This is a genomic window from Mesorhizobium sp. WSM4820 (assembly GCF_055811075.1).
The window spans coordinates 423,437-448,798 of record NZ_JBVVQN010000002.1 but is presented as its reverse complement, the minus strand read 5'-3'; the positions used below and the strand labels follow the sequence as shown (position 1 = coordinate 448,798).

General features: G+C 59.5%; 22 protein-coding genes. 14 read left to right on the top strand and 8 right to left on the bottom strand.

Features of this window, described 5'->3' with window-relative positions; all coding sequences use genetic code 11:
• Nucleotides 1-31 precede the first annotated feature (31 nt).
• The 8 genes from AC0L2R_RS05565 (at nucleotide 32) to AC0L2R_RS05530 (ending at nucleotide 9,366) form a co-directional block, all read left to right on the top strand.
• Nucleotides 32-808, top strand: coding sequence for an ABC transporter substrate-binding protein (locus tag AC0L2R_RS05565; protein ID WP_473507995.1), 777 nt, complete (start codon nucleotides 32-34; stop codon nucleotides 806-808).
• 428 nt (nucleotides 809-1,236) lie between these two features.
• Complete coding sequence (locus tag AC0L2R_RS05560) at nucleotides 1,237-2,364, top strand: transporter substrate-binding protein (protein WP_473507994.1); 1,128 nt, start codon at nucleotides 1,237-1,239, stop codon at nucleotides 2,362-2,364.
• The gene (locus tag AC0L2R_RS05555) at nucleotides 2,361-2,963 is read left to right on the top strand and encodes an ANTAR domain-containing response regulator (RefSeq protein ID WP_473507993.1); all 603 of its coding nucleotides are present in this window, start codon (nucleotides 2,361-2,363) and stop codon (nucleotides 2,961-2,963) included. Before AC0L2R_RS05560 ends, AC0L2R_RS05555 begins: the two co-directional genes overlap by 4 nt.
• On the top strand, nucleotides 2,941-3,849 hold the full coding sequence (locus AC0L2R_RS05550; RefSeq protein WP_128185641.1) for an ABC transporter permease: 909 nt from the start codon (nucleotides 2,941-2,943) through the stop codon (nucleotides 3,847-3,849). The genes AC0L2R_RS05555 and AC0L2R_RS05550 overlap by 23 nt, the downstream gene beginning before the upstream one ends.
• Nucleotides 3,846-4,766 (top strand): ABC transporter permease, encoded by a 921-nt coding sequence (locus AC0L2R_RS05545; RefSeq protein WP_287065098.1) that lies wholly within the window; start codon nucleotides 3,846-3,848, stop codon nucleotides 4,764-4,766. The genes AC0L2R_RS05550 and AC0L2R_RS05545 overlap by 4 nt, the downstream gene beginning before the upstream one ends.
• A 92-nt stretch (nucleotides 4,767-4,858) precedes the next feature.
• Entirely contained in the window at nucleotides 4,859-6,454 is a 1,596-nt protein-coding gene (locus AC0L2R_RS05540; RefSeq protein ID WP_473508079.1) for an ABC transporter substrate-binding protein, read from the top strand.
• Nucleotides 6,444-7,388 (top strand): acetamidase/formamidase family protein, encoded by a 945-nt coding sequence (locus AC0L2R_RS05535; protein ID WP_473507992.1) that lies wholly within the window; start codon nucleotides 6,444-6,446, stop codon nucleotides 7,386-7,388. The genes AC0L2R_RS05540 and AC0L2R_RS05535 overlap by 11 nt, the downstream gene beginning before the upstream one ends.
• Before the next feature lie 208 nt (nucleotides 7,389-7,596).
• On the top strand, nucleotides 7,597-9,366 hold the full coding sequence (locus AC0L2R_RS05530) for an ABC transporter ATP-binding protein (RefSeq protein ID WP_473507991.1): 1,770 nt from the start codon (nucleotides 7,597-7,599) through the stop codon (nucleotides 9,364-9,366).
• Between the two features lie 30 nt (nucleotides 9,367-9,396).
• Here AC0L2R_RS05530 and AC0L2R_RS05525 read toward each other — a convergent pair whose 3' ends face one another.
• On the bottom strand, nucleotides 9,397-9,795 hold the full coding sequence (locus AC0L2R_RS05525) for a methyltransferase family protein (protein WP_473507990.1): 399 nt from the start codon (nucleotides 9,793-9,795) through the stop codon (nucleotides 9,397-9,399).
• 225 nt (nucleotides 9,796-10,020) lie between these two features.
• Here AC0L2R_RS05525 and AC0L2R_RS05520 point away from each other — a divergent pair, with 225 nt between their 5' ends.
• Together AC0L2R_RS05520 and AC0L2R_RS05515 are read left to right on the top strand one after the other, a co-directional pair.
• Nucleotides 10,021-10,518, top strand: coding sequence for a MarR family winged helix-turn-helix transcriptional regulator (locus AC0L2R_RS05520; protein WP_473507989.1), 498 nt, complete (start codon nucleotides 10,021-10,023; stop codon nucleotides 10,516-10,518).
• A 178-nt stretch (nucleotides 10,519-10,696) separates the two neighbouring features.
• Nucleotides 10,697-10,981: a hypothetical protein gene (locus AC0L2R_RS05515; RefSeq protein WP_473507988.1), complete on the top strand. Its 285-nt coding sequence runs from the start codon at nucleotides 10,697-10,699 to the stop codon at nucleotides 10,979-10,981.
• A gap of 72 nt (nucleotides 10,982-11,053) precedes the next feature.
• Here AC0L2R_RS05515 and AC0L2R_RS05510 read toward each other — a convergent pair whose 3' ends face one another.
• The 6 genes from AC0L2R_RS05510 to AC0L2R_RS05485 all read right to left on the bottom strand — a co-directional run bounded on the left by AC0L2R_RS05510 (nucleotide 11,054) and on the right by AC0L2R_RS05485 (nucleotide 16,757).
• Nucleotides 11,054-11,287 carry a hypothetical protein gene (locus AC0L2R_RS05510; RefSeq protein WP_127206550.1) on the bottom strand — a complete coding sequence of 78 codons (234 nt, stop codon included), beginning with the start codon at nucleotides 11,285-11,287 and terminating at the stop codon, nucleotides 11,054-11,056.
• Nucleotides 11,288-11,444: 157 nt separating this feature from the next.
• On the bottom strand, nucleotides 11,445-12,230 hold the full coding sequence (locus AC0L2R_RS05505) for a protein NO VEIN domain-containing protein (RefSeq protein WP_473507987.1): 786 nt from the start codon (nucleotides 12,228-12,230) through the stop codon (nucleotides 11,445-11,447).
• A gap of 32 nt (nucleotides 12,231-12,262) precedes the next feature.
• Nucleotides 12,263-14,161, bottom strand: coding sequence for an SNF2-related protein (locus AC0L2R_RS05500; RefSeq protein ID WP_473507986.1), 1,899 nt, complete (start codon nucleotides 14,159-14,161; stop codon nucleotides 12,263-12,265).
• A 2-nt stretch (nucleotides 14,162-14,163) separates the two neighbouring features.
• The gene (locus AC0L2R_RS05495; protein ID WP_473507985.1) at nucleotides 14,164-15,525 is read right to left on the bottom strand and encodes a ParB N-terminal domain-containing protein; all 1,362 of its coding nucleotides are present in this window, start codon (nucleotides 15,523-15,525) and stop codon (nucleotides 14,164-14,166) included.
• Nucleotides 15,526-15,536: 11 nt separating this feature from the next.
• Nucleotides 15,537-15,998, bottom strand: a complete 462-nt coding sequence (locus tag AC0L2R_RS05490) for a BglII/BstYI family type II restriction endonuclease (protein ID WP_473507984.1) — start codon at nucleotides 15,996-15,998, stop codon at nucleotides 15,537-15,539.
• A gap of 9 nt (nucleotides 15,999-16,007) precedes the next feature.
• Nucleotides 16,008-16,757, bottom strand: coding sequence for a DNA-methyltransferase (locus AC0L2R_RS05485; protein WP_473507983.1), 750 nt, complete (start codon nucleotides 16,755-16,757; stop codon nucleotides 16,008-16,010).
• A gap of 1,000 nt (nucleotides 16,758-17,757) precedes the next feature.
• Here AC0L2R_RS05485 and AC0L2R_RS05480 point away from each other — a divergent pair.
• On the top strand, nucleotides 17,758-18,171 hold the full coding sequence (locus AC0L2R_RS05480) for a hypothetical protein (RefSeq protein ID WP_473507982.1): 414 nt from the start codon (nucleotides 17,758-17,760) through the stop codon (nucleotides 18,169-18,171).
• Between the two features lie 22 nt (nucleotides 18,172-18,193).
• Here AC0L2R_RS05480 and AC0L2R_RS05475 read toward each other — a convergent pair whose 3' ends face one another.
• On the bottom strand, nucleotides 18,194-18,865 hold the full coding sequence (locus AC0L2R_RS05475) for a hypothetical protein (protein ID WP_473507981.1): 672 nt from the start codon (nucleotides 18,863-18,865) through the stop codon (nucleotides 18,194-18,196).
• A gap of 329 nt (nucleotides 18,866-19,194) precedes the next feature.
• Here AC0L2R_RS05475 and AC0L2R_RS05470 point away from each other — a divergent pair, with 329 nt between their 5' ends.
• From AC0L2R_RS05470 to AC0L2R_RS05460, 3 genes are read left to right on the top strand one after another with little or no spacing between them, the layout of a single operon-like run.
• The gene (locus AC0L2R_RS05470; RefSeq protein ID WP_473507980.1) at nucleotides 19,195-20,409 is read left to right on the top strand and encodes a DUF6361 family protein; all 1,215 of its coding nucleotides are present in this window, start codon (nucleotides 19,195-19,197) and stop codon (nucleotides 20,407-20,409) included.
• Complete coding sequence (locus AC0L2R_RS05465; RefSeq protein ID WP_473507979.1) at nucleotides 20,406-22,211, top strand: phospholipase D family protein; 1,806 nt, start codon at nucleotides 20,406-20,408, stop codon at nucleotides 22,209-22,211. Before AC0L2R_RS05470 ends, AC0L2R_RS05465 begins: the two co-directional genes overlap by 4 nt.
• Nucleotides 22,208-25,210 (top strand): helicase, encoded by a 3,003-nt coding sequence (locus AC0L2R_RS05460; RefSeq protein WP_473507978.1) that lies wholly within the window; start codon nucleotides 22,208-22,210, stop codon nucleotides 25,208-25,210. Before AC0L2R_RS05465 ends, AC0L2R_RS05460 begins: the two co-directional genes overlap by 4 nt.
• Nucleotides 25,211-25,362: the final 152 nt, after the last annotated feature.

The following is a 25,362-nucleotide window of genomic DNA, read 5'->3' as shown; positions in this document are numbered from 1 at the left end:
TAGACTTTGCTCCACAACGGAGATCTGGATCATGCGCCTTTTCGGTCGTTTCTTGGCTGCCGCTGCCGTCGCCCTGGCGCTCGCCACCGGCGCTGCCACCGCCCAGGACAAGAAACTCAGGCTCGGCACCGAGGGCGCCTATCCGCCGTTCAACTATGCCAATGCCGACGGCACGCTGGGCGGCTTCGACATCGATCTCGGCAAGGCGCTGTGCGCCGAGATGAAGACCGAGTGCGAATTCGTCGTGCAGGATTTCGACGGCTCGATCCCGGCCCTGCAGGCCGGCAAGTTCGACGCCATCATCAACATCACCATCACGCCGGAACGCGCCGAGAAGGTCGACTTCACCCACAAATACTACCAGACGCCGCCGGCCATCGCGGTGCCCAAGGATTCGACCGTCACCGGCACCTCGCCCGAGGACCTGAAAGGCAAGGCGCTTGGCGTGCAGAGCGCCACGATCCACCAGAATTTCGCCGAGCAGAAATACGCAGGCTCGACGATAAAGCCCTATCCGACCGGCGACGACGCCCGCACCGACATGGTCAACGGCCGCCTCGACGCGGTGATGGACGGCTCGATCCTGCTGACCGAATGGCTGCAAAAACCCGAGGGCGCCTGCTGCAAGCTGCTCGGCACCCTGGCGCCAGACCCGGCCATCCACGGCCCAGGCGTCGGCATCGCCCTGCAGAAGGGCAACAAGGAACTGGCCCAAAAACTCGACGCGGCGATCGACGCGCTGCGCGCCAACGGCAAATACAAGGAAATCAACGACAGATATTTTGCCTTCGACGTCTACGGCGAGTAGGCGGAGGCGCTCCGAGCGGGGGGCTTGTTCAAACGCCAGGGCAACCGCTTCAGGTCGGCGCTGCCCCTCATCTGCCTGCCGGCATCTTCTCCCCGTATAGTGACGGGGAGAAGGGGATTTCCTGCACCGCTGCCGATTGGCGAAATCCTCGGTGACGGCGTTCTTCTCCCCGTCACTATACGGGGAGAAGTGCCCGGCAGGGCGATGAGGGGCAGCGCCGACATCGACAATTGGTGAAGCCCGAACGGCGCTCCCCCTTCTACAGCAGCATCGTCGGGCCGGCCTTCACTTTTCCCGCTTGACTGACCCGCCGTACCGAATACGCTATTGGGGAAAATACCGGCTCCGACCGCCGGGCGGCAAAAATGCCTCGTATGCCTCGCCTTCCGCGGCGGCGGCTGCGGGGCATTGTTATTTTGGGGAATTGCTTGGGACGGCGTATTGAAATCGGCATCCTGTACTCGCGGTCTGGCAACTACCGCCTGCTGTCCGAATCCTGCCGTTCCGGTGCGATGACGGCCATCGCTGACATCAATGCCGATCCTGCCATCCCGATCGAATTCGTTCCGGTCGAGCGCGACCCGCAAGGCAACATCGATGGCTACGCGACGGGATGCGCCGACATTCTCGCCAACAGCGGCGCGCGCCACATCATTGGCTGCATTACGTCATGGAGCCGCAAGGAGGTCATCCCGATCCTTGAGCGCGCCGGCGGCACGCTCTGGTATGCCTGTCCCTATGAGGGCTTCGAAGCGAACGAGCATGTCGTCTACATGCACGCTTGCCCAAACCAGCACCTCGTCCCGCTGCTGGCCCATGTCGTGCCGCGCTTCGGCGCCAACGGTTTCCTGCTCGGCTCGAACTACATCTGGGGCTGGGAGACCAATCGTGTCGCCCGCGACCTGATCGCCGACGCCGGCGGCAAGGTTTTGGGCGAACGCTATCTGCCGCTCGGCGAGGTCGATGTCTCCAGGCTGATCGCCGAGATCCATGCGACCCGGCCGGATTTCGTCCTGAACAACCTGATCGGCTCCTCGTCCTACGCCTTCATCGCGGCCTATGCCGAGCTCGCCGAACGCGACCCGCATTTCAGGCCGGAGCGCTGCCCGATCCTGTCCTGCAATCTCACCGAATGCGAGTTGCCGGCGCTCAACGGGGCGGGCAATGGCCACCTTTCCGTCGGGCCATACTTTCACGACATCTCGGCAGCGGATCGCCAGGGCGATTCGGCGCCCTCCATCATGCCTGCCTCGTCCTTCGAGGCGGCCGCCTATGCCTCGGTGCGGACGCTTGCCGAAATCCTCGCCCGCAATCCCGGCGCACAATGGCCCGACCTTTCCCAGGCCTTTGCCGGAACCTCGTTTCGAACCCCGCTCGGCGACATCTCCATCGATCCGCAAACCCAGCACGCCACCTTGCCGGTGCAGATCGGGCGCATCGAGGGCACCGCGTTCAAGACCGTCACGCTGACCAAGAGTGTCGCGCCCGATCCATATCTGTCCCGCTATGACCGGACCGAGACATTCGGCCGCCCACGCCTGAGGGTGGTCTCGTGAGCAAGGTCCCGCGCATCCCGAACCTCGGCGGCGCCAGGGCCTTTGTCCTGCATCGTCCGCATCCGACGGTGCAGGCGATCACGCGGCAATTGTCGGCCATCGGCCTCGAGACGGTCGGCTGCTGGCCGGAACTGCCGGCCGAGGCGCTGGCGGCGGACTTCGTCTTCTTCGATGCCGATCTCGGCTTCGACGAACAATTCCCGTGGGCGCCGGGCGAGGCGCCGATGCCGCTGGTGGCGCTGATCGGCTCCGAAGCGCCGGGCCGCATCGAGTGGGCGCTGTCGCACAAGGCCGACGCCCAGTTGCTGAAGCCGGTCGGCAATGCCGGCGTCTACAGCGCCCTGTTGATCGCACGGCAGAGTTTCGAGGCGCGCAAGCTTTTGGCAAGCGAGATCTCGTCGCTTCGCCTGCGCGTCGCAGAGCGCCAGACCATCGTGCGCGCGGTGGCGGCCTTGTCGAAAGGTGCCGAGGACGGCCGCGCCTATGCGCAGCTCCGGTCGCTGGCGATGAGCTGGCAGATCAGCGTCGAGGAGGCCGCGCGCCGGATCGTGGCGATGACGGAAGAAGAAGGCGGCGATGACCAATCCCATCGCGCCTGATCTTCCGGCAACCGGGCGCATGCCGGCCAGGCCGCGCGCCGGCGTCTGGCGGCGCCTGGTCAAGCGTCCCCTGGCATTGATCGGCCTGGTGATCGTTGCCGTCGTCGTGGCCGGCGCCATTTTGGCGCCGTGGCTGACGGGCTACGATCCGAACGAGCAGATGTTCGACGGGCTGACGCTTGAAGGCGCGCCCTTGCCGCCGAATGCCAGCTTCTGGCTGGGCACGGATCTGCTCGGCCGCGATCTGCTGACCCGCATCCTTTTCGGCGCACGCACCTCGCTGATCATCGGCATCGTCGCCAACGGCGTGGCGCTTCTGATCGGCACGCTGGTTGGCGTCACCGCGGGCTATTTCCGCGGCTGGATCGGTGGCGCGCTGATGCGCTTCACCGATCTGATGATGGCCTTTCCGGCGCTGCTGCTCGCCATCTGCCTGGCGGCGGTGCTCCAGCCGAGCCTGTGGATCGTTGCCATGGTGATCGCTCTGGTGAACTGGGTGCAGACCGCGCGGGTCATCTACACCGAGACCAGCTCGCTCGCCGAGCGCGAGTTCATCGACGCCGAGCGTACGATCGGGGCCAGCGCGCCACGCATCCTGTTTCGCCATATCCTGCCGCATCTGCTGCCGACGATCATCGTCTGGGGCACGCTCGGCATCTCGACCACGGTGCTGCTCGAAGCAACGCTCAGCTATCTCGGCATCGGCGTGCAGCCGCCGACCGCATCCTGGGGCAACATCATTTTCGAGAACCAGACATACTTTCAGGCAGCGCCCTGGCTGGTCTTCTTTCCTGGTGCGGCGATCCTGGCGCTGGCGCTGGCCTTCAACCTCATCGGCGATGCGCTGCGCGACATCCTCGATCCGACGCAAAGGGGCCGGGCATGATCGCCTATCTCGGCCGCCGCGTTATCCAGTCCGTGCTCATCCTGCTCGGCGTCTCATTGATCACCTTTGCACTGCTCTACCTGCTGCCCGCCGACCCCGTCCGCCAGATCGCCGGCCGCAGTGCCACGCCCGAAACGGTCGAGAACATCCGCCGGCAGCTCGGCCTCGATCAGCCCTTCTTCATCCAGTACTGGCACTATCTGATCAGCCTGCTCAGCGGCGATCTCGGCCGCTCCTACATCCAGCGTTCAGAGGTCACGGAGCTCATCGTCTCGCGGCTGCCGGCAAGCCTGCTGCTGATGGTCGGCGCCATCCTTTGCGAGCTGGCGATCGGCCTGACGATGGGCCTTGTTGCCGCCGTCAGGCGCGGCACCGCCACCGACCAGACGCTGATGGTCGCGTCCTTTGTCGGCGTCTCGGCGCCGCAGTTCGTCGTCGGCCTGCTGCTCCTTTACGTATTCGCCGTGCAGCTCGGCTGGTTTCCGATCGGCGGCTACGGCACCTGGCGCCATCTGGTGCTGCCGTCCCTGACCATGGGAATACTCGGCGCCGGCTGGTACGCCCGCATGATGCGCTCGTCGATGATCGACGTGCTGCGCCAGGATTATATGCGGACCGCCCGCGCCAAGGGTCTTGCGCGCGGCGCCATCATTTTCCGCCATGCACTGCCCAACGCCATCCTGCCGGTCATCGCCATGATCGGCATCGACATCGGCATCTTCATGGGCGGCATCGTGGTGGTCGAAAGCGTGTTCGGCTGGCCCGGCATCGGGCAGCTTGCCTGGCAGGCCATCCAGCGCGTCGACATTCCGATCATCATGGGCGTCACCCTGGTTTCGGCCTTCGCCATCGTGCTCGGCAATCTCCTGGCAGACACCGTCGCACCGTTCATCGACCCGCGCATCAAGCTCAGATGAAAACCAAAAAAAGACCGGTAACAACCAGAGAAAGGGAACATGAGATGAAGAAATTCTTGACCTCCACCGTTGCGGTATCGGCGCTCGCGCTGATGCTCGGCATGACAAGCGCCCGCGCCGAACACGCCGTCGATCCGAACGCCAAGCCGGGCGGCGCGATCACCATCACCTACAAGGACGACGTCGCCACCCTCGATCCGGCCATCGGCTATGACTGGCAGAACTGGTCGATGATCAAGAGCCTGTTCGACGGGCTGATGGACTACGAGCCGGGCACCACCAATCTGCGGCCCGACCTCGCCGAGAGCTACGAGATTGCGCCCGACGGCAAGACCTTCACCTTCAAGCTGCGCCAAGGGGTGAAGTTCCACAATGGCCGCGAGATGACCGCCGACGACGTGAAATATTCGCTCGATCGCGTCACCAATCCGGAGACGCAGAGCCCGGGCGCCGGCTTCTTCGGCTCGATCAAGGGCCATGAGGATGTAACTGCAGGCAAGGCGGAAAGCCTGGCGGGCGTCACCGTCGTCGACCCCTACACCATCAAGTTCGAGCTGACCCGGCCCGACGCCACCTTCCTGCATGTCATGGCCATCAACTTCTCGCATGTCGTGCCGAAGGAGGAGGTCGAGAAATACGGCGCGGATTTTGGCAAGCATCCGGTCGGCACCGGGGCTTTCAAGTTCGCCGAATGGACGCTCGGCCAGCGCGTCGTCTTCGAGCGCAACCCGGATTACTGGCACAAGGGCCTGCCGCATCTCGACAAGGTCACCTTCGAGATCGGGCAGGAGCCGATCGTCGCCCTGCTGCGGCTGCAGAAGGGCGAGATCGACGTGCTCGGCGACGTTATTCCGCCGGCCAAGTTCCAGGAGGTGATGGCCGATCCCGAGCAGAAGGCCCGTGTCGTCGAGGGCGGCCAGTTGCACACCGGCTACATCACCATGAACACCACCATGGCGCCGTTCGACAATGTGAAGGTGCGGCAAGCGGTCAACATGGCGATCAACAAGGACCGTATCGTCCAGCTGATCAACAACCGCGCGGTGCCGGCCAACCAGCCGCTGCCGCCATCGATGCCCGGCTACGACAAGGAATTCAAGGGCTATCCCTATGACGTGGCCAAGGCCAAGGCTTTGCTTGCCGAGGCCGGTCATCCCGATGGTTTCGACACGCAGCTGTTCGCCATGAACACCGACCCCAACCCGCGCATCGCCCAGGCGATCCAGCAGGACCTGGCGGCAGTCGGCATCAAGGCCAGCATCCAGTCGCTCGCGCAGGCCAATGTCATCGCGGCCGGCGGCGACAAGGCCGGCGCGCCGATGATCTGGTCCGGCGGCATGGCCTGGATCGCCGATTTCCCCGATCCGTCGAATTTCTACGGGCCGATCCTCAGCTGCGCCGGCGCGGTTCCGGGCGGCTGGAACTGGTCGTGGTACTGCAACAAGGATCTCGACGCCAAGGCGGCGGAGGCTGACTCGATCGTCGATCCGGCCAAATCAGGCGAACGTGCCAGGATGTGGAGCGCGATCTACGGCAAGATCATGGAAGACGCGCCCTGGGTGCCGGTCTTCAACGAGCAGCGCTTCACCATGAAATCGCCCCGGATGGGCGGCGCCGACAATCTCTACGTCGACCCGGTCCATATCCCGATCAACTACGACAATGTGTATGTGACCGATGTGCAATAACTGCGACTACACCATCCACGGGCGCCATCACCATTTCGGCTGGGACAATTCCTTTGTCCCGACTGAGCGGGTGGCGCCCGGTTCGACGATCGAGTTCCAGTGCCTCGATTCGTCGGGTGGCCAGCTTCAGGCCGACAGCACCGTTGCCGACGTCGCTTTGCTCGACTTCGCCAAGGTGAACCCCGTCACCGGGCCCATCTATGTCGATGGGGCTGAGCCGGGCGACGCGCTGAAGATCACAATTGAGGCGTTCAAGCCGTCCGGCTTCGGCTGGACGGCGAACATTCCGGGGTTTGGCCTGCTCGCCGACGATTTTCCGGAGCCGGCGCTGAACATCTGGACATACGACGCCGCCTCGCTCGAGTCGGCGCTGTTCGGCAAGCATGCGCGGGTGCCGCTAAAACCCTTTGCCGGCACCATCGGCAACGCGCCGGCTGAAATGGGCCTCCACTCGGTTGTGCCGCCAAGGCGCGTCGGTGGCAATCTCGACATCCGCGATCTCGCGGCCGGCACCACGCTCTATCTGCCGGTGGAGGTGGCCGGTGCGCTGTTTTCGGTCGGCGACACGCATGCCGCGCAGGGCGACGGCGAAGTGTGCGGCACGGCGATCGAAAGCCCGATGGATGTCGTGCTCAAGCTCGACCTGGTTAAAAATGCGCGGTTGAAGACACCGCGCTTCACCACGCCGGGCCCGGTGACGCGCCATCTCGACGCCAAGGGCTACGAGGTGACGACCGGCATCGGACCGGACCTGATGACGGGCGCCAGGGAAGCGGTCTCGCAGATGATCGATCTGCTTGCCGGCCGCTACGCAATGGACCCGGTCGAGGCCTACATGCTGGTTTCGGTCTGCGGCGATCTCAGGATCAGCGAGATCGTCGACATGCCGAACTGGGTGGTATCGTTCTACTTCCCGCGCTGCGTGTTTGAATGAACGCTGCGTTCCGTCACACCCCCCTCTGGTCTGCCGACCATCTCCCCCGCAAGGGGGGAGATCGGATGTCACGACGGATTTCGCCAATCTTCAACGGCGAAGAATGGCTGCGGGGGCGAAACTGCCAATCTCCCCCCTTGCGGGGGAGATGTCCGGCAGGACAGAGGGGGGTGCGCAGGAACACGACCTTCTCCCGGCCGCGCCCACAATGACCCTCGCCGACAACCCCATCCTCGATATCGCCAACCTCTCCGTCAGCGTGCGCGGCGAGGACGGCGAACGGGAAGTCGTGTCGGACCTGTCGCTGACGCTCAAGCGTGGCGAGACGCTTTGCATTGCCGGCGAATCCGGCTCCGGCAAATCGATGACGGCGCTGGCGATCATGCAGTTGCTGCCGCAGCCTGCAGCACGAATTTCCTCTGGCATGATCCAGCTTGGCGAAATCGACCTCGCGACACTCGATGAGCGTCGGATGCGCCGTATTCGCGGCGCCCGCATCGCGATGATCTTCCAGGAGCCGATGACCTCGCTCAATCCGGTGCTGTCGATCGGCCGGCAGCTGGTCGAGTCCATTGAGGCCCATACCGGCCTGTCGCGTGCCGAGGCGCGCCGACGCGCCGTCGAGGCCCTGAAGGCCGTCCGCATCTCGGAAGCCGAAAGCCGGCTAAAACAGTTTCCGCACGAACTGTCCGGCGGTATGCGCCAGCGCGTGATGATCGCCATGGCGCTGGCGCTGAAACCGGATGTGCTGATCGCCGACGAGCCGACGACGGCGCTCGACGTCACCGTTCAAGGCGAGGTGCTGGAACTGTTGCGCGATCTGCAGCGCGAACACGGCACCAGCGTCGTCCTCATCACCCACGACATGGGCGTGGTTGCCGAAATGGCCGATCGCGTCGTCATCATGCGGCACGGCCGCATGGTCGAGCAGGGAACAGCCGCCGATATCTTTGCCCGCCCGCAAGCCGACTATACGCGTGAACTGCTCGCCGCCGTGCCGCGCATTGGTACCGGCGCCGGCCGCCAAAAATCCGCCGAACAAAAATCCGTCGAAGCGGAAAAGCCCGGAAGCGTGGCGGTGGTCAACGATCTGCATGTCCATTTCGACCTGCGCGGTGGCTTCTTCGGCCAAGTCAACCGCCGTGTCCACGCCGTCGAAGGCATCAGCTTTTCGATCGCGCCGCACGAGACGCTGGCGCTGGTCGGCGAATCCGGCTGCGGCAAGTCGACCACCGCCAAGGCGCTGGCCGGGCTTGTGCCCTACCACGGCGATATCGTCATCGGCGGGCGCAATCTGGCGGGCCTTGGCCGTGACCAGCGCAAGGCGGTTCGCCGCGATGTGCAGATGATTTTCCAGGATCCCTATGCCTCGCTTGACCCGCGCATGCGCGTCGGCGACCTCGTTGCCGAGCCGCTGTTGATCCATGGCATCGGTTCGAAGGAAGAGCGTAGCCAGCTTGTGGCGGCGCTGTTCGAACGTGTCGGCCTCTCGGCCGATCAGATGGAGCTCTATCCGCACGAATTCTCGGGCGGCCAGCGCCAGCGCATCTGCATCGCGCGCGCTTTGGCGCTCAGGCCCAAACTCATCATCGCCGATGAAAGCGTTTCGGCGCTCGACGTGTCGGTCCAGGCCCGGGTGCTCGACCTGCTGAAGGAACTGCAGCGCGAATTCGGCATCGCCTATCTGTTCATCTCGCACGATATGGCGGTGGTCGAGAACATTTCCGATCGTGTCGCCGTCATGTATCTCGGCCAGATCGTCGAAATGGGCACCCGCGACCAGGTCTTTTCGAACCCGCGCCACCCCTACACCAAGCGCTTGATCGAAGCCGTGCCGGTGCCCGATCCGGCAAGACGCCGGCCGCGTTTCGCGCGTCTCGATCAGGAGATCCCGAGCCCGACCCGAAAAATCGGCGAAGAGCCGCCGAAACTGGCCCTGAGGGATCTTGGCAACGGTCATCTCGTTGCGGTTTCCTGACGTGCGCAACTGTCGGCATTCTTGCGACGCTCAGAGCCACCGCCGCACGGTTTGCCTGTAGCCGCGATACGCATCGCCGAACCGCCGCTCGAGGTAGGCCTCCTCGCGGGCGACGACGCCGTAGCGGATCAGGATTGCGAGAGGCAGCGTGAGAACAAGGATCCAGATATTCTGCGCGGCCACGCCGATGCCGCCATAGATGAGGAACATGCCGAGGTAGATCGGATTGCGCGTCCAGCCGTGGATGCCGGTCGTCACCAGCACGCGCGTCGGCTCATTCGTCGGCACCGGCGTCGTCGCGCGGGAGAAATTGCGAATGCCCGCGGCGAAAAGCGCAAAACCGATCAGGATCAGCAAACCGCCGATGATCCAGGTGACCAGGTCATTCCCCGGAATCGGGAACGGCAAGCGCAGCAGGCGATCCAGCACGAAGCCAATCAGAAAAGCGGCGAGAAAGAGCAGCGGCGGTCTCGCGATAACACCTGCGGTTCCGCTGTCGGTTTGTCCAGCCGGGTCCATTGCCATGTCTGCTCCCGCAAATGCTGGAGGGCTACGAAGCTCACAGCTGCCTATCATGACAACTAAGGTGTCACTCTAGAAGTTGACAACAAGGGTGTCAATCGCAGAAATTCGCAAGACAAAAGGAAGGAAGCGATGGCGTCGGCAAGACACGACCAGAGGACCGGGGCGGACCCCATCGCTGACGGCAAGGCCGAGGCGATCGCCGAGCTGATGCTCGAAGTGGCCCAGTGCTTCTTCAGAATACGGGCTCTCGGCCAGAAGACAGGGCTCATCACCAGTTGGGGCGGCGGCTCGTTCGGCTTCATGCGAAGCCTGGCGCTGCTTGGCCCGCTCACCGTGCCGCAGATCGCCCAGATGCGACCCACCAGCCGTCAGCGCATGCAGCGGCTGGCGGATGAGCTTGCGGCCGAGGGGCTGGTCGAATTCATCGACAATCCAAAACACCGGCGCTCGAAGCTTGTGCAGGTGACGCGCAAAGGCGCCGCGCGCTATGACGAGCTGAACGCCCAGCTCTTGGCGATCGCCTCGACCATGGGCGTCGCTCTCGACGAAGCCGATATCCGCAACACCGCCGAGGTCGTGCGGCAGCTGAGCGACGATGTGAAAGTGCGCTCGGAGCGGCTGGGCTGATGCAAAGGCAACGGCGGTGCCATTGAAGCGATCCCCGATGCTTGAGCGATGAGCTCGCCGGCCGTTTTGCCGCTTCCGCCCGCCCTGCCGGCGAACAATTGCCAACCGGAACCTCTGCGGAGCTGAGGCGTTCGAAGCGCAAAAGCTGAGAGCTGCGCCACAGCAAAAGAGTACTGCAATGGCTCAGAAGACAACGACAGGCACGAACGACCGGCCGCGCAACGAAACCATATCCGGCGAACCGGACGACAGCAGCACGCCGCTTGAAGTCGATGAGGCTGCGGTTGCCCGGGTGAGAAAGCAGCTGCAAGGCGAACCCGGGCAATTTGGTGAAGCCAATCCCGACGCGCCAGGCATTCCCGGCGCCGGCGTGATTATCTGTCGCCGCTGCGCCGGGACAGGCATGATCGACGGCCGCGCCTGCCCCGAATGCGGCGGAACCGGAAAGACGCCGATAGGCTGAGGCGATCAGGGGGAGCGATCTCGCGGCAATCTCGATCAATGAAGCGCCAAGGGCCGATGCAAATTGCGCGGATCAGATCGCCGGCACCCACTTCCAGAACACGCCCTCCATCCGCTCGGGATAATGCTTGAACTCGCATTCGAAGCGCCACCCATAAGTCTTGGCGGCCGCCAGCGCTTCCTTGCTGACCGGGTTCATGCCCGTTCCCGGCGCGAACCAGTCTTCCAGCAAGTCGTCGGGCACGTAGGCGCCGATCCTCAAAGGCAGCTTTTCGAGGACGACATCCATTTCGTCAGGTGCGGACAATGGGGTCTCCTTTCGATATCTAACCACGAAGAAGTCATTTGAGGGCGATTGGGTTCCAAGCAATGGCTGAGTGGAAGGTGACGGTGATGGGCGGGCAGGAGTCGATCCGACGCTGCTTGACGGAGTGAATCCGAAAACTGCCAAAGCACGACAAAAATTAGATTTCAATTTCGAGCTCAGTCCAACGTCCATTGCCGCAATCAGCGGGTATATGGTCCGCCATCTCTGATCCCGATTTTACAATCAACTCCTCACTGGGTAATTTCCAAATATAAAAGAAGTATGCTTCACCGAATTTTAGGGCAGCGTTCCATTCCCCTCTCGTCAAGATAATTCGAGATGGCGTGCGTTGGGTGGATTTCACTTCGACTAGGCGGTTCTTTATCCCATAATCAGTTGGATCATAAGATTGAATGTCGTAGCCCGCTGCGTTGTCGTCAATGGCAACCCACCGGGGACCATTGTTGATGCCAAGTGAGGCTAGCCGAGTGCGTTCGTAGTCCAAAGATAACACTTCTGCCCAACGGCCCTGAGCGTTGAGCTTTTCATCGGTCACGCTTCGCATTTGGGCTGCGTGTGCATCCCACCACTCGACGATGGTTGAAGATGGCTCATCCTCAAATAGTCCCGCAGATTTGAAGGTCTGGAGTTCATCTTGGCTAAGCGCTGTGGCAAGCCGCTGCCTGCCGTAAGGAAAGAAACGACACCACCAAGGCTTGTAAGCTTCGATTAGAACGGTGAGCCCCTGTCGGATGCCATCACGAGGATCAACAAAATCTATGGCCTCAGGAAACCGCGCGTGAAGGCGAATTCCACCTTCGAAGTCAGCAGCCGCGTAGTCTGCATCCAAACGCCGAAGGGATTCTGCGGCTTCTTGTACGGATGAATCCGAATGATCCCGGAGATAACGACGAATCCCGCTAACTGCGACAAACGCGCTCATTCTAAATTCATGTATAAAGTTGTTGGACGGACTCACTCACTGTCCTCGTCCGAATAACTGGCCCGCCCCTCCAACACCTCAATCAAATCACGAACATCGTCAGGGCTAATGTCCCAGGCTATAGGGTCGTCGGAATTTTCTTCATCGAACGCAATTTCGTGAAGGTCTGGATCGTCTAAGAGGACTTGCAAGGCACGAAGCTTCTGCCGCAGCCTGTGGCTAACTGAATGGTCGATGCATCCAAGACCCATCGGGGCTAAAGTTCGATAGATATAAATGTTGGTTTCTACATTAGGAGCCAGGCCCAATCGGTGTATCCGATCAATAGACTGAAGGTAGTGGGTCGTCACATAGCTACGATCAAGATAAATCGCGTCGTGACATATCCTATGCAGACTTATCCCTTCCCCAGCCGCTGCCGGGTTAGCTATCATCACCATACACGACGGATCTTCATGGAATCGTTTAATTCTCCCTTCCCTAGTGGAAGGGTCTGTTGGCTCTCCAGACGGTATGGCGCCGTAAAGGCTGACTGGGTTGAGGTCAGCTAAAAGCGTTTCCATTTGAATGATGGTGTCGGTAAATATCGTCCATATGATCGCTTTCCGCCCCTCTTTTGCGAGCAATCTCGCGAAATCGGCTACTGCTCTCATTTTGGTAGATGGCCCCTCGGCGATAACCTGATCCAATACTCCAGAGTCCATAGATAAAGCGTCTTCTGCGACCGACCGGAGGGCCAGAACTGGGTTGGACGAAAGCTGCAATAGACGCATTACAGACCGCTTCGCCGCGGGTGCATCGAATCTTGCATCCAACCCTAAGGTACTGACTTGCCGCAGAAACTCGTTCTTTATGATGCCGTAGAGGGCCATCTGACCGTCAGCCATTGGGACGGAGATAAAATGCCGATAGGGCTTTGGCAGGCCTAGGTCTTGTTTTGTGGTTCGAACATAGAGTTGTCCGAGCACCTGCCGAGGCGGGTCACCTCGACTAATCTGCAGCCCGAGCCCAGCCCCTGGCCATAGAAAGTCGAGCTGAGACTGCAGATCCGATGGCTGTTGGGGCATCGGGGTACCAGTTAAAATGTCCCGACGGATTGGAAGTGGCGCGAGGTTTAGGAGGAGAGCGCCGCGCTGTGAGCCGAAACCCGCCTTCATGCGATGGGCTTCGTCAAGGACAAGATGGACCTTATGTTGAGCCGTAAAGTTGGTGAGAATTTCGGGATTCTGAATCATTAAGTCGTAGCTAACAACAAAACGCGTTCCTCCCGATGACAGAGCTTTGCTAAGGGCGTCACCAGACGTAGTCAAAATTCTGAAAGTTTCCGCATTGCCGTTGGGGGCGTCTGGTCTGACGCATTCTGCAACAACTTCGCGCCATGCTGGGAATGATGCCTTCGGGCCAATAACAAGCAAAATCTGACCGGGTTTACGCACCAAAATGTGTAGCGCCAATGTGACCGTGGTCTTTCCGGCTCCTGGTACCGAAAAATTCGCGCCATTTTCAACGGACAGCAAGCGCTGCAAGTCCCTTAGTTGAAAACTTTTTAGTTTTCTATTAAAGCCCTCTTGAATAAGCCGCGCTTCGATTTCCTCTGTTGAAACGGAAAGCTTAAGGGTGCCCTTCCCTTTCTGGACTTGTTTGAATTGCTGGACAAAAGCGTTCAAGCGATCGCGCGCGGTGTCGTCGCGGGGACTAAAGCGAAAATCGAGGCTTCTCTGCTGATTGGCGAATTGGCCGATAAGGGTGAGCGCCCCGGCCCAGGTCAACTCAATCGTGTTGGTCCCAAAATGATACTCTAAATTCAAGTTTAAGACGGCCTGCTGTAGACGCTCCCAAATTGAAGTTGACGGAGCATCTTCTAAGACAAATCGTCCGGTGAACCGCGTTGGATTGTAGTGGATGCCGATTGGAGTCGGGCTCGACGCCACGATCAGCCCCCGTCAGACGGCGACTCTTCGCTCCCGTCCCTTATCTGTATAAGCTTGCCTCGAAGCGCCGTTGCGCGGTGAATGATTTCTTCGAGCTGTTTCTCGATCCCGTCGTGTGTATTGGGGTCAGCAGTCGCGAGATCAATTTCAGTCAGGCGTGTGTTTGCGTCTTGAGCCGCCCGGAGCGCGGCCCTTCCCATTTTGCTAGCTTGTCCCGTGTCGAGGATTGTCTGGCAAACTGCCTTTAGTTCATCAAAAACCTCGTCACGACGGTCAGGGTTATCAAATAGATCTATTAGTGGCCCATAATCATCCGACGACTCGTCTCCACCGAGATCGATTTCAAGCTGGCCGGATTGATCCGCTGCCGACGCACCTTGCTCGTAGTCATACGGCTTGCTCTCCTCGTCAAATTCGAGCCTTTCAGCCAATTGAGCAAGAACTTGCTCAGCCTTTTCACCAAGAACCTTATTGAAATTGTAAATCCTGCCGCCAAGACTGTCGCGATTGTCGAAGAGCGCCCAAGCCATTCGAAGATTGGCTTCCAAAAGCGGACCTTCCTTACCCTTTAGACGAGGAACTAGATCACTGAAAAACTGTTCGCCACCCTTCTCGACGAGTCGATAATCGCCAGGGGCGCTGCACCAGTCCTTTAGATAAATCTCCGCATAGTTCAGCGCGCTCAGAGACTTCCGAATATCCCCAACGGATTTTCGGCGAATATCGGCGATATCGGTCTCTTTCTTTGTCTTCTGTGCAAGCTGGCGGCGGATTTTCAACGTTTCGTTGATCCAGCTATAGGGTAGCTTCGTCTCCGGTCGTTCCTGTAGACGTGTTTCTATGTCATCGATCTGATCTTCCGTCAGATGAGGGAGGATCATACACTCCACCTCGGCAAAGGTCGGGAATTCTGATTTTCGCTCAGCGCAAAGCTCTCTCATGGCGGCCAGGCGGCGGTTACCATTGATCACTACTCCAGCGGGCGTGAGCATGATTGGCTCGGTCTGCTTTGTGCGCTCAAGCTCTTCGATGATCGGCTTTATGGATCCAGAGATCGCGCGGGCAAACTCCTTAAGAATATTATGTTGCGCTTGCTGTGCTTCTTCGTTGTCTTGGCCCGCCTGAAAGAAATTGGTAGGTACTTTTCTTTCCGCAATGTGTGCCAACTGCTCCGTCTGTGTCCGAGCATTAGCCATCCGATAAACAGGTACATCCAACGGCAGGCGTATAACTGGTAACATTGTACGCTGACCTTCGTACACGTCGAAGGTCGGCTGCTCGCCGCAAACCGGTTTAACAGCCAGCGCGGCGATCAGATCCTTGCGCTCATGGGCAGGTTTAACGTTGACTTGATATCCAGGCATCGCCGTTCCCCTTATTCAAATCCGACGATCAAAAGGGGAAAGGTAATTATCCGATCGAACAATTGAACTTCACCCCAAACCCGCTCTACGCTTGCCACATTCGAAGCTATGGTTGCTCCCGCCGCCTTCGTTGGCACAGCTAGCGCTGCGGCTTCTATATTCCCTTGCATGTAAAGATACTGAAACTTCATAAGGTCGTAGATGGCGCGGCTTATGTTCCCCGTCTGAATTTGAAACGCGAGATCACGATATCGACCCGTTACCGTCAGGTCATAGTTCGGGTCAATTCGGACCGCGTGAGCCCATCCGCTGGCTGTCAGTTCGCCTTGCAGATGCCGGCGTATCCGTCCCGTGCATCCCGCACCAATCGGGATGTTAGGGGCCTCGAAAATATCGGTCAGCCACTCGCTCAATTCGCGCTTCTCCCACTCGGCCTGTCCGTTGTGGAGAGAGTAGGCCCCTGCGAATTTCATACTCCATCCTTAAAATGGCGGCTCGTAGACCGGTTTGTTCATAGGTCGGACGCGCAACTCGCCGCTCCGGTAGGCGTCAATCCGTTCGTTGGCGATATCGACGTACTCGCGGACCACGTCACATCCGTATGCATGTCGACCATTCTTGAGCGCGGCGATGGCGCTTGATCCCACCCCCAAATAGGGATCAAGGACGGAATCACCCCTGTTGGTGAGAGATAGCACCAGTCGCTCAACGAGTCCGACAGGAAACTGACACGGATGATCTGTCTTCTCGACGTGGTTCGACTTAACATTGGGGATGTCCCATACGTCCGACGGGTTCTTTCCTAGAGGGTTGCTTGAAATCTTTCCTTTGTTCGGTCCTTTGAAGTGCTTTTTCTCGGGATATTTAGAAGGAACTCGAATTGGATCTAAGTTGAAGGTGTAGTCATCCGACTTTGTAAACCAAAGAATTGTCTCGTGACGACCCGACAGGCGTTTCTGGCAATGCAGCCCATGCCCGAAAGTCCAAACAATTCTGTTGCGAAGCTTTAATCCGTGATTCTTGAAAATTGGATATAGAACTATATCGAGCGGAAATACCTCCCCTTCATCAATGCCGTTTCCAACTTGCCAGCAAACTGATCCATTTGGATGAAGTAGGCGGACAGCCTCCGCAATGGCTGCGGCCTGCTGCTCTACGTATACTTCGTTGGAGGTCCTTTTCTCATACTTCTTGCCGACATTATAGGGCGGTGACGTGACTATAAGGTGCATGCTCTCCTTATCGAGCCTCCGCATATATTCTAGATTGTCAGAACATTGAATATGAGCTTGCGATTCCCCTTTGTGGGGAAATTGGATGACTTTCCGTTGGTATAGTGATTCTGGCGCTGGCATCATTCTTCTACGTTATACTTGATTTAATAATAGCAATAAATTTATCATACCTACCAGAGAAAGATCCAGCCCCCGCGAGAATATTTTACAACGACATCCACCATCAAAGGCATGGGGACCCTCTTTCAGCGGTTGGACCGCTATGCTTCATTCGCAGCCGCCGAGTACAGATCCATAATCTGGGAATCATAAGTACGAAGGATACGTCGGTGATTTGCAGCCGCCAAGAGATGATGTCGCCGATGGGCTAAATCGGAGCGCAACCTCCCTATCACACATGTACGGCTCAAAGGCGGTCGACAAGATTTTGTCAGGCGCCACAGAAGATTGGACTCGGGCTGTCAATTTTTCAATGACTTGGCAGTCCATTCCACAAAGGGATTGGACTGCAGCTGCCATAGGTTGTTGGACCATGCTGGTGTTCCGCCATTGATGGCTGGACACCTTGCGTGCTTGGCCATTGGTCAACGGCTGAATCAGTAGGTCTGGAATGGTCGAACCGAAAAATACAGGAGTCGAGTGGCTTCACGAATCGCGTCCGACTCATTGATCAACCGCCTTTTGGCAGGACCGTCCGGGCTAGTTACGATTGCAGCATCGATATCGCTGAGCCTGGCGCGGTACTCGGCAATCATCCAAGCGTAAGCAAGAACGGCGTCTCTCGCATCCGGCGAGTCTGAGTTTCTCTGGATCAAGGGAGCAGCGAAATTTCGCAAGCTTGTCTTCTGAATAGGTAGTCGTCGAACCATGATAGTTGATCATGACATTCCTCATATTTGAGATGCGGGGGTTTTCGTCGACCCCGCCGACGATGGCGCCGTAGGCAAACCTGTTTCCATCCTTCAAGCAAAGGGGGGACCGCGCCTTCAAGTTCGCGGTGATCTGCTCCAATCTCGATCCCTGGCGAGATGGTATCGACGAAGCCACCTGGATCGATGCAGCGCTCCTGCGAACGGGTCTGCCGGATCGACGATCGATCATGGAGCAGGCCATAGTAGCGATCGCGATGCAACAGCCCGGAGGGCAGGAAACTCCTAGCGACGAAGCCGAGCGCTACACGCTCGAGCTAGGAGTAGGGGTCGCGAAGGGACGGACGAACAACCCGTCGTTCAGCCCTATGCACGCACAATCCTATCTGGGCCTTATTCCGCCGATGTTCGATTCGAAGGGGGAGACCTATGTATTCCCTAGTGATCGATTCGACCTCGCAAGGTTCGCACCCGAGGCCATGATTGCACTGGATGATGCTCTGGACGGGTATACCCGCAACCTCCTGACGGGATGTCGCTAGTTCGTCTAGCCAACCACATGATCTAAGGCGCGTATTCCAATGGGCCGAAGCCAAAGGGGACACTTTCAGTAACACGAAAACCCCCATCGAATTCCTCAATTGCTTTCCACGATGACAGCGATGCCAACAGGGCCGAAATCTCGTTGCTGTTCTGTCCCTTCACATATCCGTAGGCATCGACCAGAACGCGTCCTGCGTCGGCTAGATCCTCCCGTGAGACCTTTCCCTTGATGGCTGCGATCTGGTTCATGTGATGAAGCAGTGCCGCTTCCCCATAACCAATGGGCTGGGCGAACGCCCGCAGCCATACGAGTGCGATGCCTAGCAGGAAGCTGGGGAAAGTCACCGGCGGTGCTGCGATGAGAGCGGGAAGGGCGCTTCCGCCTGCCGCGCTCAGTGCAATTGCCGGAATGGAAGCGAAAGGATCCCGCGTCAGGTTGGAAACTTTCAGAGAATAAGCGAGTTGCCGGCGCTTGCGCACCAACACCATCCCCAAAACGCCCTCGCGTTGAGGCGAGACGATCTCGGGAGGAGCCTCTTCCCAGCGACTATCGGCGCTCCCGTCGAGCGCGTTGACCGCCTCGCCGAGCTCGATATCAGACACCTCGGCCAACCGCCAGGACGAGGGAATTTGATCGATCAATACCCTGATCAAAGCGATTTGATTTGAAGTCAGGGACTGCGCGTTCTGCATTGTGCTCTCTACATAACTGTCCGCTACCGGACTGTTCACCCAGGATTGACCCGAGATGCACCGCATCAGATAGCATTTACGCATGGGGCGCTGAAGCCCCACCCTGAACCAAATTGGATTGGCGGGCGCTTCAGGTCCAGCTTGTGGACCGATATCGGACCGGCGGCTTCGGCAAACGAGTATGGATTAGCTGCCGCCTGCCTAGACAAAAATGGTAAGCCACTCCAACGCAGTAATAACGCTGCTTGCCTGCACCGAAACAACCCGCTCTAAAGCTTTGATTTAGGAACGCAGCCGAGGCGAAGTTCATCACTGCGACAGGGGGCCGCGTGTCATCATTCGGGTTTACGTTTCTGTCGCGCAAGGCGTTGGGCCAGGCCGAGCAAGCCATGCTGGGTGGCGTGGCCGGCGTGCGGGATGAGGTTGGATTCCTGATCGTCCACCAGCGTTATGCCGACCATTTTTTCCCCGGCACATCCGTACTGCATACACGACTGCGATATGCGCTACTCATCCCATGGTTATACCAGTCGCTTCGCGACAAACGTCCGGTACCCAAAGACTTCGCACAGGCTTTCGTCGATCTGGAACATGATCTGACCGGACGACTTCAGTTTACGGAAGAAGGCGGCGAGAGGGACGGTGTAATCGGCGGGGAGATCTACCCACGCGCCATCAGTCAGCCCCCCGCTTATGTCTATTGGACGGCCCTTACGAAATGGGGGCTGATCGGGACGCGACCGGAAGGACACCCGTGGAGTCGCGCGGATATGGCAAAGCTGCTGGCCGCCACAGTAAAGCGCTCACTTCAGGATGATGATGGGAAGCCGTTCGACATCGTCACATGGCCGATTGCCGGAATGGTCGACTTTCCTCCAGACTGGGACGGCAAAGGAAAATTGACGCTCGATCTCTCGAAGTCCGAGCAGAAGTTTCTGGCCCGCAAACTGAGGGCCGTGCGCTCGCCTATCGACCCTGCCCAGCCCTCGCTGCTCTCCAGACTGGTCGGCAAGCCTCTGGATGGTGCCGATCATTGTTGGGAGGATATGATCCTTGCCGTTGCCGGCAAGGAAGAGCCTGTCCTGCGTCGTGCGGGCCAGGCAGCGGCGCTGTCGGCTATTGGACGGGCGATCTATGCAGCGCAGGTTGAGACGCTCAAGGAAGTTCGAGACAAGAGGCCTCAGCCCAACCTCCATCGCGCTGATCTAAAGGAGGCGACATTGCAGTGGGGAAAGCAAGCCGCCGGTCTCGATATGTCGCTCTTTCTCGAGGAGATGCGCAAGCTTCCGCCAGCAGTCGAAACCGTGCTTAAGGAGAGTTGGTCATGGGTCCGGTCAGGCGGCAAGGATCCCATGATCCTGCTGGATGCCTATACCCGCGCAGAGACCAGTCGAAAGGGCGATCGCGCCCGCCTCGCAAACAACCAGTTCGGCGTCGATCGGCGTGTCGAGTGGCAAGCCGCCAGGCACGGCAAGGCAGAACCGCTTCACTTTCGATGGGGCAATGTGAAGCGCCTGCTCCGCGACCTGGAAGGTGTCTCATGAGTGACCGCAAGGCGTGGCCGGGTCAACCCTATCTCGACGAACTACGTCCCGACCGCCTCGAAACCGTGCGCCTCGCGCTGTTCGCGACCTATTCGGTCGATCTCTCGGCGGTGGCTGCAACTTTGCTGGCACTGATCGGGCGGAATAACGACAAGGGTAGTGGGAGTGCGGTTGATTTTGCCCAGGCGATCGACAAGCTTCGTGACAAGGTAAGGATCGTCATCCAGCGCGGTCACATTGCACGCCCAACGGCGCTTCCGCGCATTGCCGGCATACTGGACCAGTTCGTCGTCGAGCAGCCTCATGATGAGGAATCACGCAGCTGGCATCCAAAGATCGCACTCATTGCCTATGACTGTCCGGGCGACTATCTTCGCTGGAAACTCTGGATAGGCAGTCGCAATCTGACGCGATCTCGCGATCTCGATGCCGGCGTCCTGCTGGAAGGCTCGCCCAAGCGCGCTAAAGGGCGTGTCCGGCTGCCCGGAGTCGGGGCAATGGGCGCAAGCCTCGCGAGCGCTGCGCATCGATCCGATTCCGAGGCACTCGCCGCTGAATTGGAGAGCCTCTGGTGGGAAGCGCCGGCAGGCTTTACCGTGCGAGCTCTGCTTAATGGCCTGGACGAAGGGGGTGGCCTCCCTGCTGGGCCGCCGGTCGGCCACATCGACAGTATCACCGTCATCAGCCCGTTCCTGTCTGCTGACTTCGTCAAGGCTGCCGGGGAGTGGGGTCCAGATGATGCAAGGACATTGATCTCTTCAATGCCCGCCCTCGTCGATATGGCCAATAGGGAGGGGAAGCCACTTTCCGGCTTCTCGAAGATACTCGCCTATGCCGCGCCTGACATCCTCTTCGAGGGGGAAGCCGCAGACCTGCCTGGAAGCGACCCTGTCACCGAAGATGATGAAGAGCCGGTCCCCCTCGCCCTCCATGCCAAGGTCTACTGCTTCGATATGGGCGAGCAGACCATATTGAGAGTGGGTAGCGCCAATGCCACCAGCAGGGCCTGGTCCGGTAGAAACTCGGAAATCATGGTGGAACTGGCGGCGGGTGAGGATTTCAGGCGAGGAGTCGAATTCCTCGTTGGAAAGGCCACTCCCGTGACGCTGGAGGAACTGAGAGCTACCGAGCCGAGCGACATGAGCGCGGCCGACGCGCTTGAAGCGTCACGCAAGCGATTGATGACCTCGTGGGATCCAGTCCTGTTACGCGATGGCGACCTGTTCTCGATCGATGCCCAACAGATTCCACAACTGGCAGATGCCTCCCATCGACTGGAGGCGGGCCATGCGAATGGCGATCTGCTCGCCTGGCCCAAGGAAGCGACGTTGCTCAAACTAGGCGTTGTCGCATTGTCCCACCAGTCGGCATTCGTCCAGGTTTGTATTGTCGGACCGAATGGCGACTTACGCTGGATGCAACGTGTCGAGGTTCGACCTCCCCTCGAACCGGAACGCGACTTGGCTGCTCTTGCGAGTCATATGGGCCTCCGAGCGTTCCACGACTGGATGCGCGCCATGCTGAACGGTGACACCCTACCGGTGGATGGGACCTTGTGGGATGAAGATCCCGGAAAAAGCCCAAAGAGAAGGGACGGACTCGGCTTCGACCGGCTGACGCTGGAAGACATGTTGTCCGCTTGGGCTCGAGACAGGAAGGCGTTCGGCAGAGTTGATCGTCATTTCGCACCCTATGTTGATGCGCTACTAACCCATTGTGACAATCTCAGCGAAGCCGAACGCCTCGATCTGAAGGAGCTCGCGCATATTTGGGCGATAGCCCGCGCACGGCTTGCATCATGAGCGCGCGCGCGAAACCCTTTCAGGAGGCCACTGCCGAGGCCGCCACAGCAGCCTTGCAGGGCGGCAACCCTCTACGGCGCTTCCTGGTCGCCGATGAGGTCGGCCTGGGCAAGACAGTCGTCGCGCGAGACATCCTCGCCGCCATGGCAAGCAAGGCCGGCAATTTCACGGTCTACTACATCACGAGCGGGCTCAAGGTTGCCGACCAGAACAAGGTCGAGCTCCTGCGGTTCCTGGACAAGGACAAGGCGAAAGCCGCACTGTCAAAGATCGATCGGGTCGGCCTTATTCCGTTCGAATCATCCGAAAGCGAGAAGCTCCGGCTCTATGCCTTCACGCCCAAGACGTCCTTTTCCGGATCACAGCGCCTCTATGGCGGAAAGGCGGTTGAGCGGGCGTTTATCGGCCTGCTGCTGGACAAAATCTATCCGGGCCTCAGCGATGAGTTCCCCGATGGCTACATCGAATATGGCGCCACGTCCGGCTGGCCCGGAGCGTGCTATGAAGCGCAAGAGCAGATCAGTCATGTGCCGCAGAAGTTCATCGCCGCCTATTGCCGGGCTTTGCGGACAGAGTTCGGAACGCCTGCACGTGACACTATCCTCAAAGCCATCATCACGACCAAACATGGGCAAAGTCTGGGGCGAATGCGGAAAGCTCTGGCTCAGGCGGCTTTGGAATCAACGCCGCCCGATCTCGTCATCTTCGACGAGTTCCAATGCTACAGGGAACTGCTCAGCCCCGACGACGACAATCCGTTAGCGAAGCAACTCCTGTGCGGCAAAGAGGGCGAAGCGCCGCCACCCCTTCTCCTGCTTTCCGCAACGCCCTATCGCTTTTATGCCGAGCGTTGGGAAACGGGTGCCGGGATCGCCCCGCATGCCGAGCTGTTCGACCTGATTGAATTTCTGGGCGGCACGAAAGTTCGGACGGAGGCCGAGTCGCAATTCCGAAGGTTTGGCGACCTGTTGCATTTGATTGGAAGGCTGCCACCCCAGAGCCGTAGCGCGCCGATCGACGAGGCCCGATCGATCAAGCATCAACTCGAAGCTCTCCTCACGCCGCTCATGTCAAGAACCGAGCGTCCGGCCACACCGCACCCCAATGAACCGCCACCGCGGCCTGTCCCGATCGAAGCCCATGATCTCGATGTGTATCGACACTTCACCGATCATGTGGCGCCAAAGCTGGCCGGCAGCGCGATTGCATATTGGCTCTCTGTGCCTCTCCCAGCCCAGGCCCTTGGAGATCGTTATCAGATCTCCAAGGACATTGATTTTCCGGCGACGCGCAGCGTCCCGCGTCTGGGAGTCACCAACTGCTTTAAGCCGCCGAAGGACGGTTGGGGGAGCGCCAAGCTGCGCGCGCTCAACGCTCTTGTGCCTACTGAGGCACTTGCCCTGCCATGGGTGCTACCCTCCCTTCCTTGGTGGACGCCCGCCGGCCCTTGGGCGAAGTTATCGCACTCGCCCAAAATGCTGATATTCAGCCGGTTTCGAGCGACTCCGCAGAGTTTGGCCGCACTGGTGAGCCTTGAAGTCGAGCGCCGATATGTCGGCAAGGAGAATATTCCGTACGCGCGCGCCTGGAAGAAGCGGCATCTCAACCCCAAACCCAACCAGGGGCCGACGCTCGCTCTGTTTCACCCTAGCCCGTTCCTCATAAAGGCAGTGGATCCGTTAGACGTTCGCGGAAAGGCTAGCTTGAAGCAGGTGCGGTTGAAGGTGCGGCAGCAGATCATCGAGGCGTTGCCGCAGTCGATCTCGCCGAGAGCACCCAACGCTCGCCATGATCGGCGGCGAAAGCCAGCCTGGGCGGTCCTCGCCGCGATCGAACGCGCACAGAAAGGCAAGGAAGCCCGTGAATTCGGGATCGTCCAAAGAAACTGGTCCAGGATCGCGCCCAAGGATACGACCCTCCAGACACTGATCGCGCAACGGCAGGAAGCCGATGCGATCGACTGGTTGAGCGCTGGTGAGCTCGATGCGCTTGTCGATATCGCGCTCGGCGCTCCGGGCGTCGTCGTTGGACGGGCGCTGTATCGCCATCTGCCGGAGCTGTTTGACTATGAGGATCAGCATTTCCTTCGATTGGTGAGGTTCTGTTGGACAAGACTGCGTACCTATCTCGACCGGCCTGTGTTCTGGTCGATATTGCCGGGTGACGACGCGACAGAAAAATATCAGCAAGCCTGCATCGATGGGTGCCTTGAGGCTGTCCTCGACGAGCATTTCTGGCTGCGGAAATCCAAGGTCAATCCCGAGGGGCTGATCGAGGACCTGTCGTCAGCTCTGGCCGCCAGCGTTGGAACCTTTGGCTTCAAGGGCGCCAGGAAGAAGGACAAGATCCGAATTCGGTGTCACGCGGCAGTGCCCTTCGGTGGGACCGAGACGGAAACGCAGCGACAAGAGCAGAATAACGACGAACCGCCCGCGGCTCGATCGGAAGAGATCCGGAGCGCGTTCAATACGCCCTTCTGGCCCTACATACTCGCGACGACCTCAGTGGGCCAAGAAGGGCTGGATTTTCACAGCTGGTGCGACAGGCTGGGGCACTGGGATATTTGCTCGAGTCCCGTCGATCTGGAACAGCGTGAGGGTCGCGTTCAGCGGTTCGGCGGTTTGACGGTGCGGCAGCCTTTGGCAAAAAAGCTCGGCGAGGATGCCTTGGCACATGCAAGACAAGTTTCTGCTTCCCCCTGGGACATAATCGCCCAGGAAGCCGACGCGGCGTTTGGCGACAAAACCGGTATGAGCCCGTGGTGGACAATGCCTGGCGCCGAGCTAAAGCGCCATTTGTTCGCATTGCCGCAGAGCCGTGATATCGATCGGTTTGCCCGGCTAAGAAGCCAAAGGCTTCTTTATCGCCTCGCCTTGGGACAACCCGATCAGCAGGATCTGGTTGATCTTTTGACCAATCATGACGCGGAAAGTGCCCAGCAACTTCAAGCCCTAACGCTCGACCTTTCGGCGCTTTCGCACAGGAGATCAGTCTCCTGATCGCAGCTTCTTGTCCTACTGCTCCAATCGTAGCAGCTAGACCTCTTCCTCGCCGGCAAGCTGACGACCTACATGCCCATCCCGGTCTCCAAACGAGGTCGGACGCAGTGAACGGATGACAGCTTCCGAGATCATCGACCAGCCAATGAATG

Excerpts from the sequence above, each read along its gene's own strand:
- AC0L2R_RS05550 (WP_128185641.1), top strand. The coding sequence starts at position 2,941 with ATGACCAATCCCATCGCGCCTGATCTTCCGGCAACCGGGCGCATGCCG.
- AC0L2R_RS05490 (WP_473507984.1), bottom strand. The coding sequence starts at position 15,998 with ATGAAATTCGCAGGGGCCTACTCTCTCCACAACGGACAGGCCGAGTGG.
- AC0L2R_RS05540 (WP_473508079.1), top strand. The coding sequence starts at position 4,859 with ATGCTCGGCATGACAAGCGCCCGCGCCGAACACGCCGTCGATCCGAAC.
- AC0L2R_RS05485 (WP_473507983.1), bottom strand. The coding sequence starts at position 16,757 with ATGCACCTTATAGTCACGTCACCGCCCTATAATGTCGGCAAGAAGTAT.
- AC0L2R_RS05565 (WP_473507995.1), top strand. The coding sequence starts at position 32 with ATGCGCCTTTTCGGTCGTTTCTTGGCTGCCGCTGCCGTCGCCCTGGCG.
- AC0L2R_RS05465 (WP_473507979.1), top strand. The coding sequence starts at position 20,406 with ATGAGTGACCGCAAGGCGTGGCCGGGTCAACCCTATCTCGACGAACTA.
- AC0L2R_RS05535 (WP_473507992.1), top strand. The coding sequence starts at position 6,444 with ATGTGCAATAACTGCGACTACACCATCCACGGGCGCCATCACCATTTC.
- AC0L2R_RS05545 (WP_287065098.1), top strand. The coding sequence starts at position 3,846 with ATGATCGCCTATCTCGGCCGCCGCGTTATCCAGTCCGTGCTCATCCTG.
- AC0L2R_RS05530 (WP_473507991.1), top strand. The coding sequence starts at position 7,597 with ATGACCCTCGCCGACAACCCCATCCTCGATATCGCCAACCTCTCCGTC.
- AC0L2R_RS05460 (WP_473507978.1), top strand. The coding sequence starts at position 22,208 with ATGAGCGCGCGCGCGAAACCCTTTCAGGAGGCCACTGCCGAGGCCGCC.
- AC0L2R_RS05505 (WP_473507987.1), bottom strand. The coding sequence starts at position 12,230 with ATGAGCGCGTTTGTCGCAGTTAGCGGGATTCGTCGTTATCTCCGGGAT.
- AC0L2R_RS05515 (WP_473507988.1), top strand. The coding sequence starts at position 10,697 with ATGGCTCAGAAGACAACGACAGGCACGAACGACCGGCCGCGCAACGAA.
- AC0L2R_RS05520 (WP_473507989.1), top strand. The coding sequence starts at position 10,021 with ATGGCGTCGGCAAGACACGACCAGAGGACCGGGGCGGACCCCATCGCT.
- AC0L2R_RS05475 (WP_473507981.1), bottom strand. The coding sequence starts at position 18,865 with ATGCAGAACGCGCAGTCCCTGACTTCAAATCAAATCGCTTTGATCAGG.
- AC0L2R_RS05495 (WP_473507985.1), bottom strand. The coding sequence starts at position 15,525 with ATGCCTGGATATCAAGTCAACGTTAAACCTGCCCATGAGCGCAAGGAT.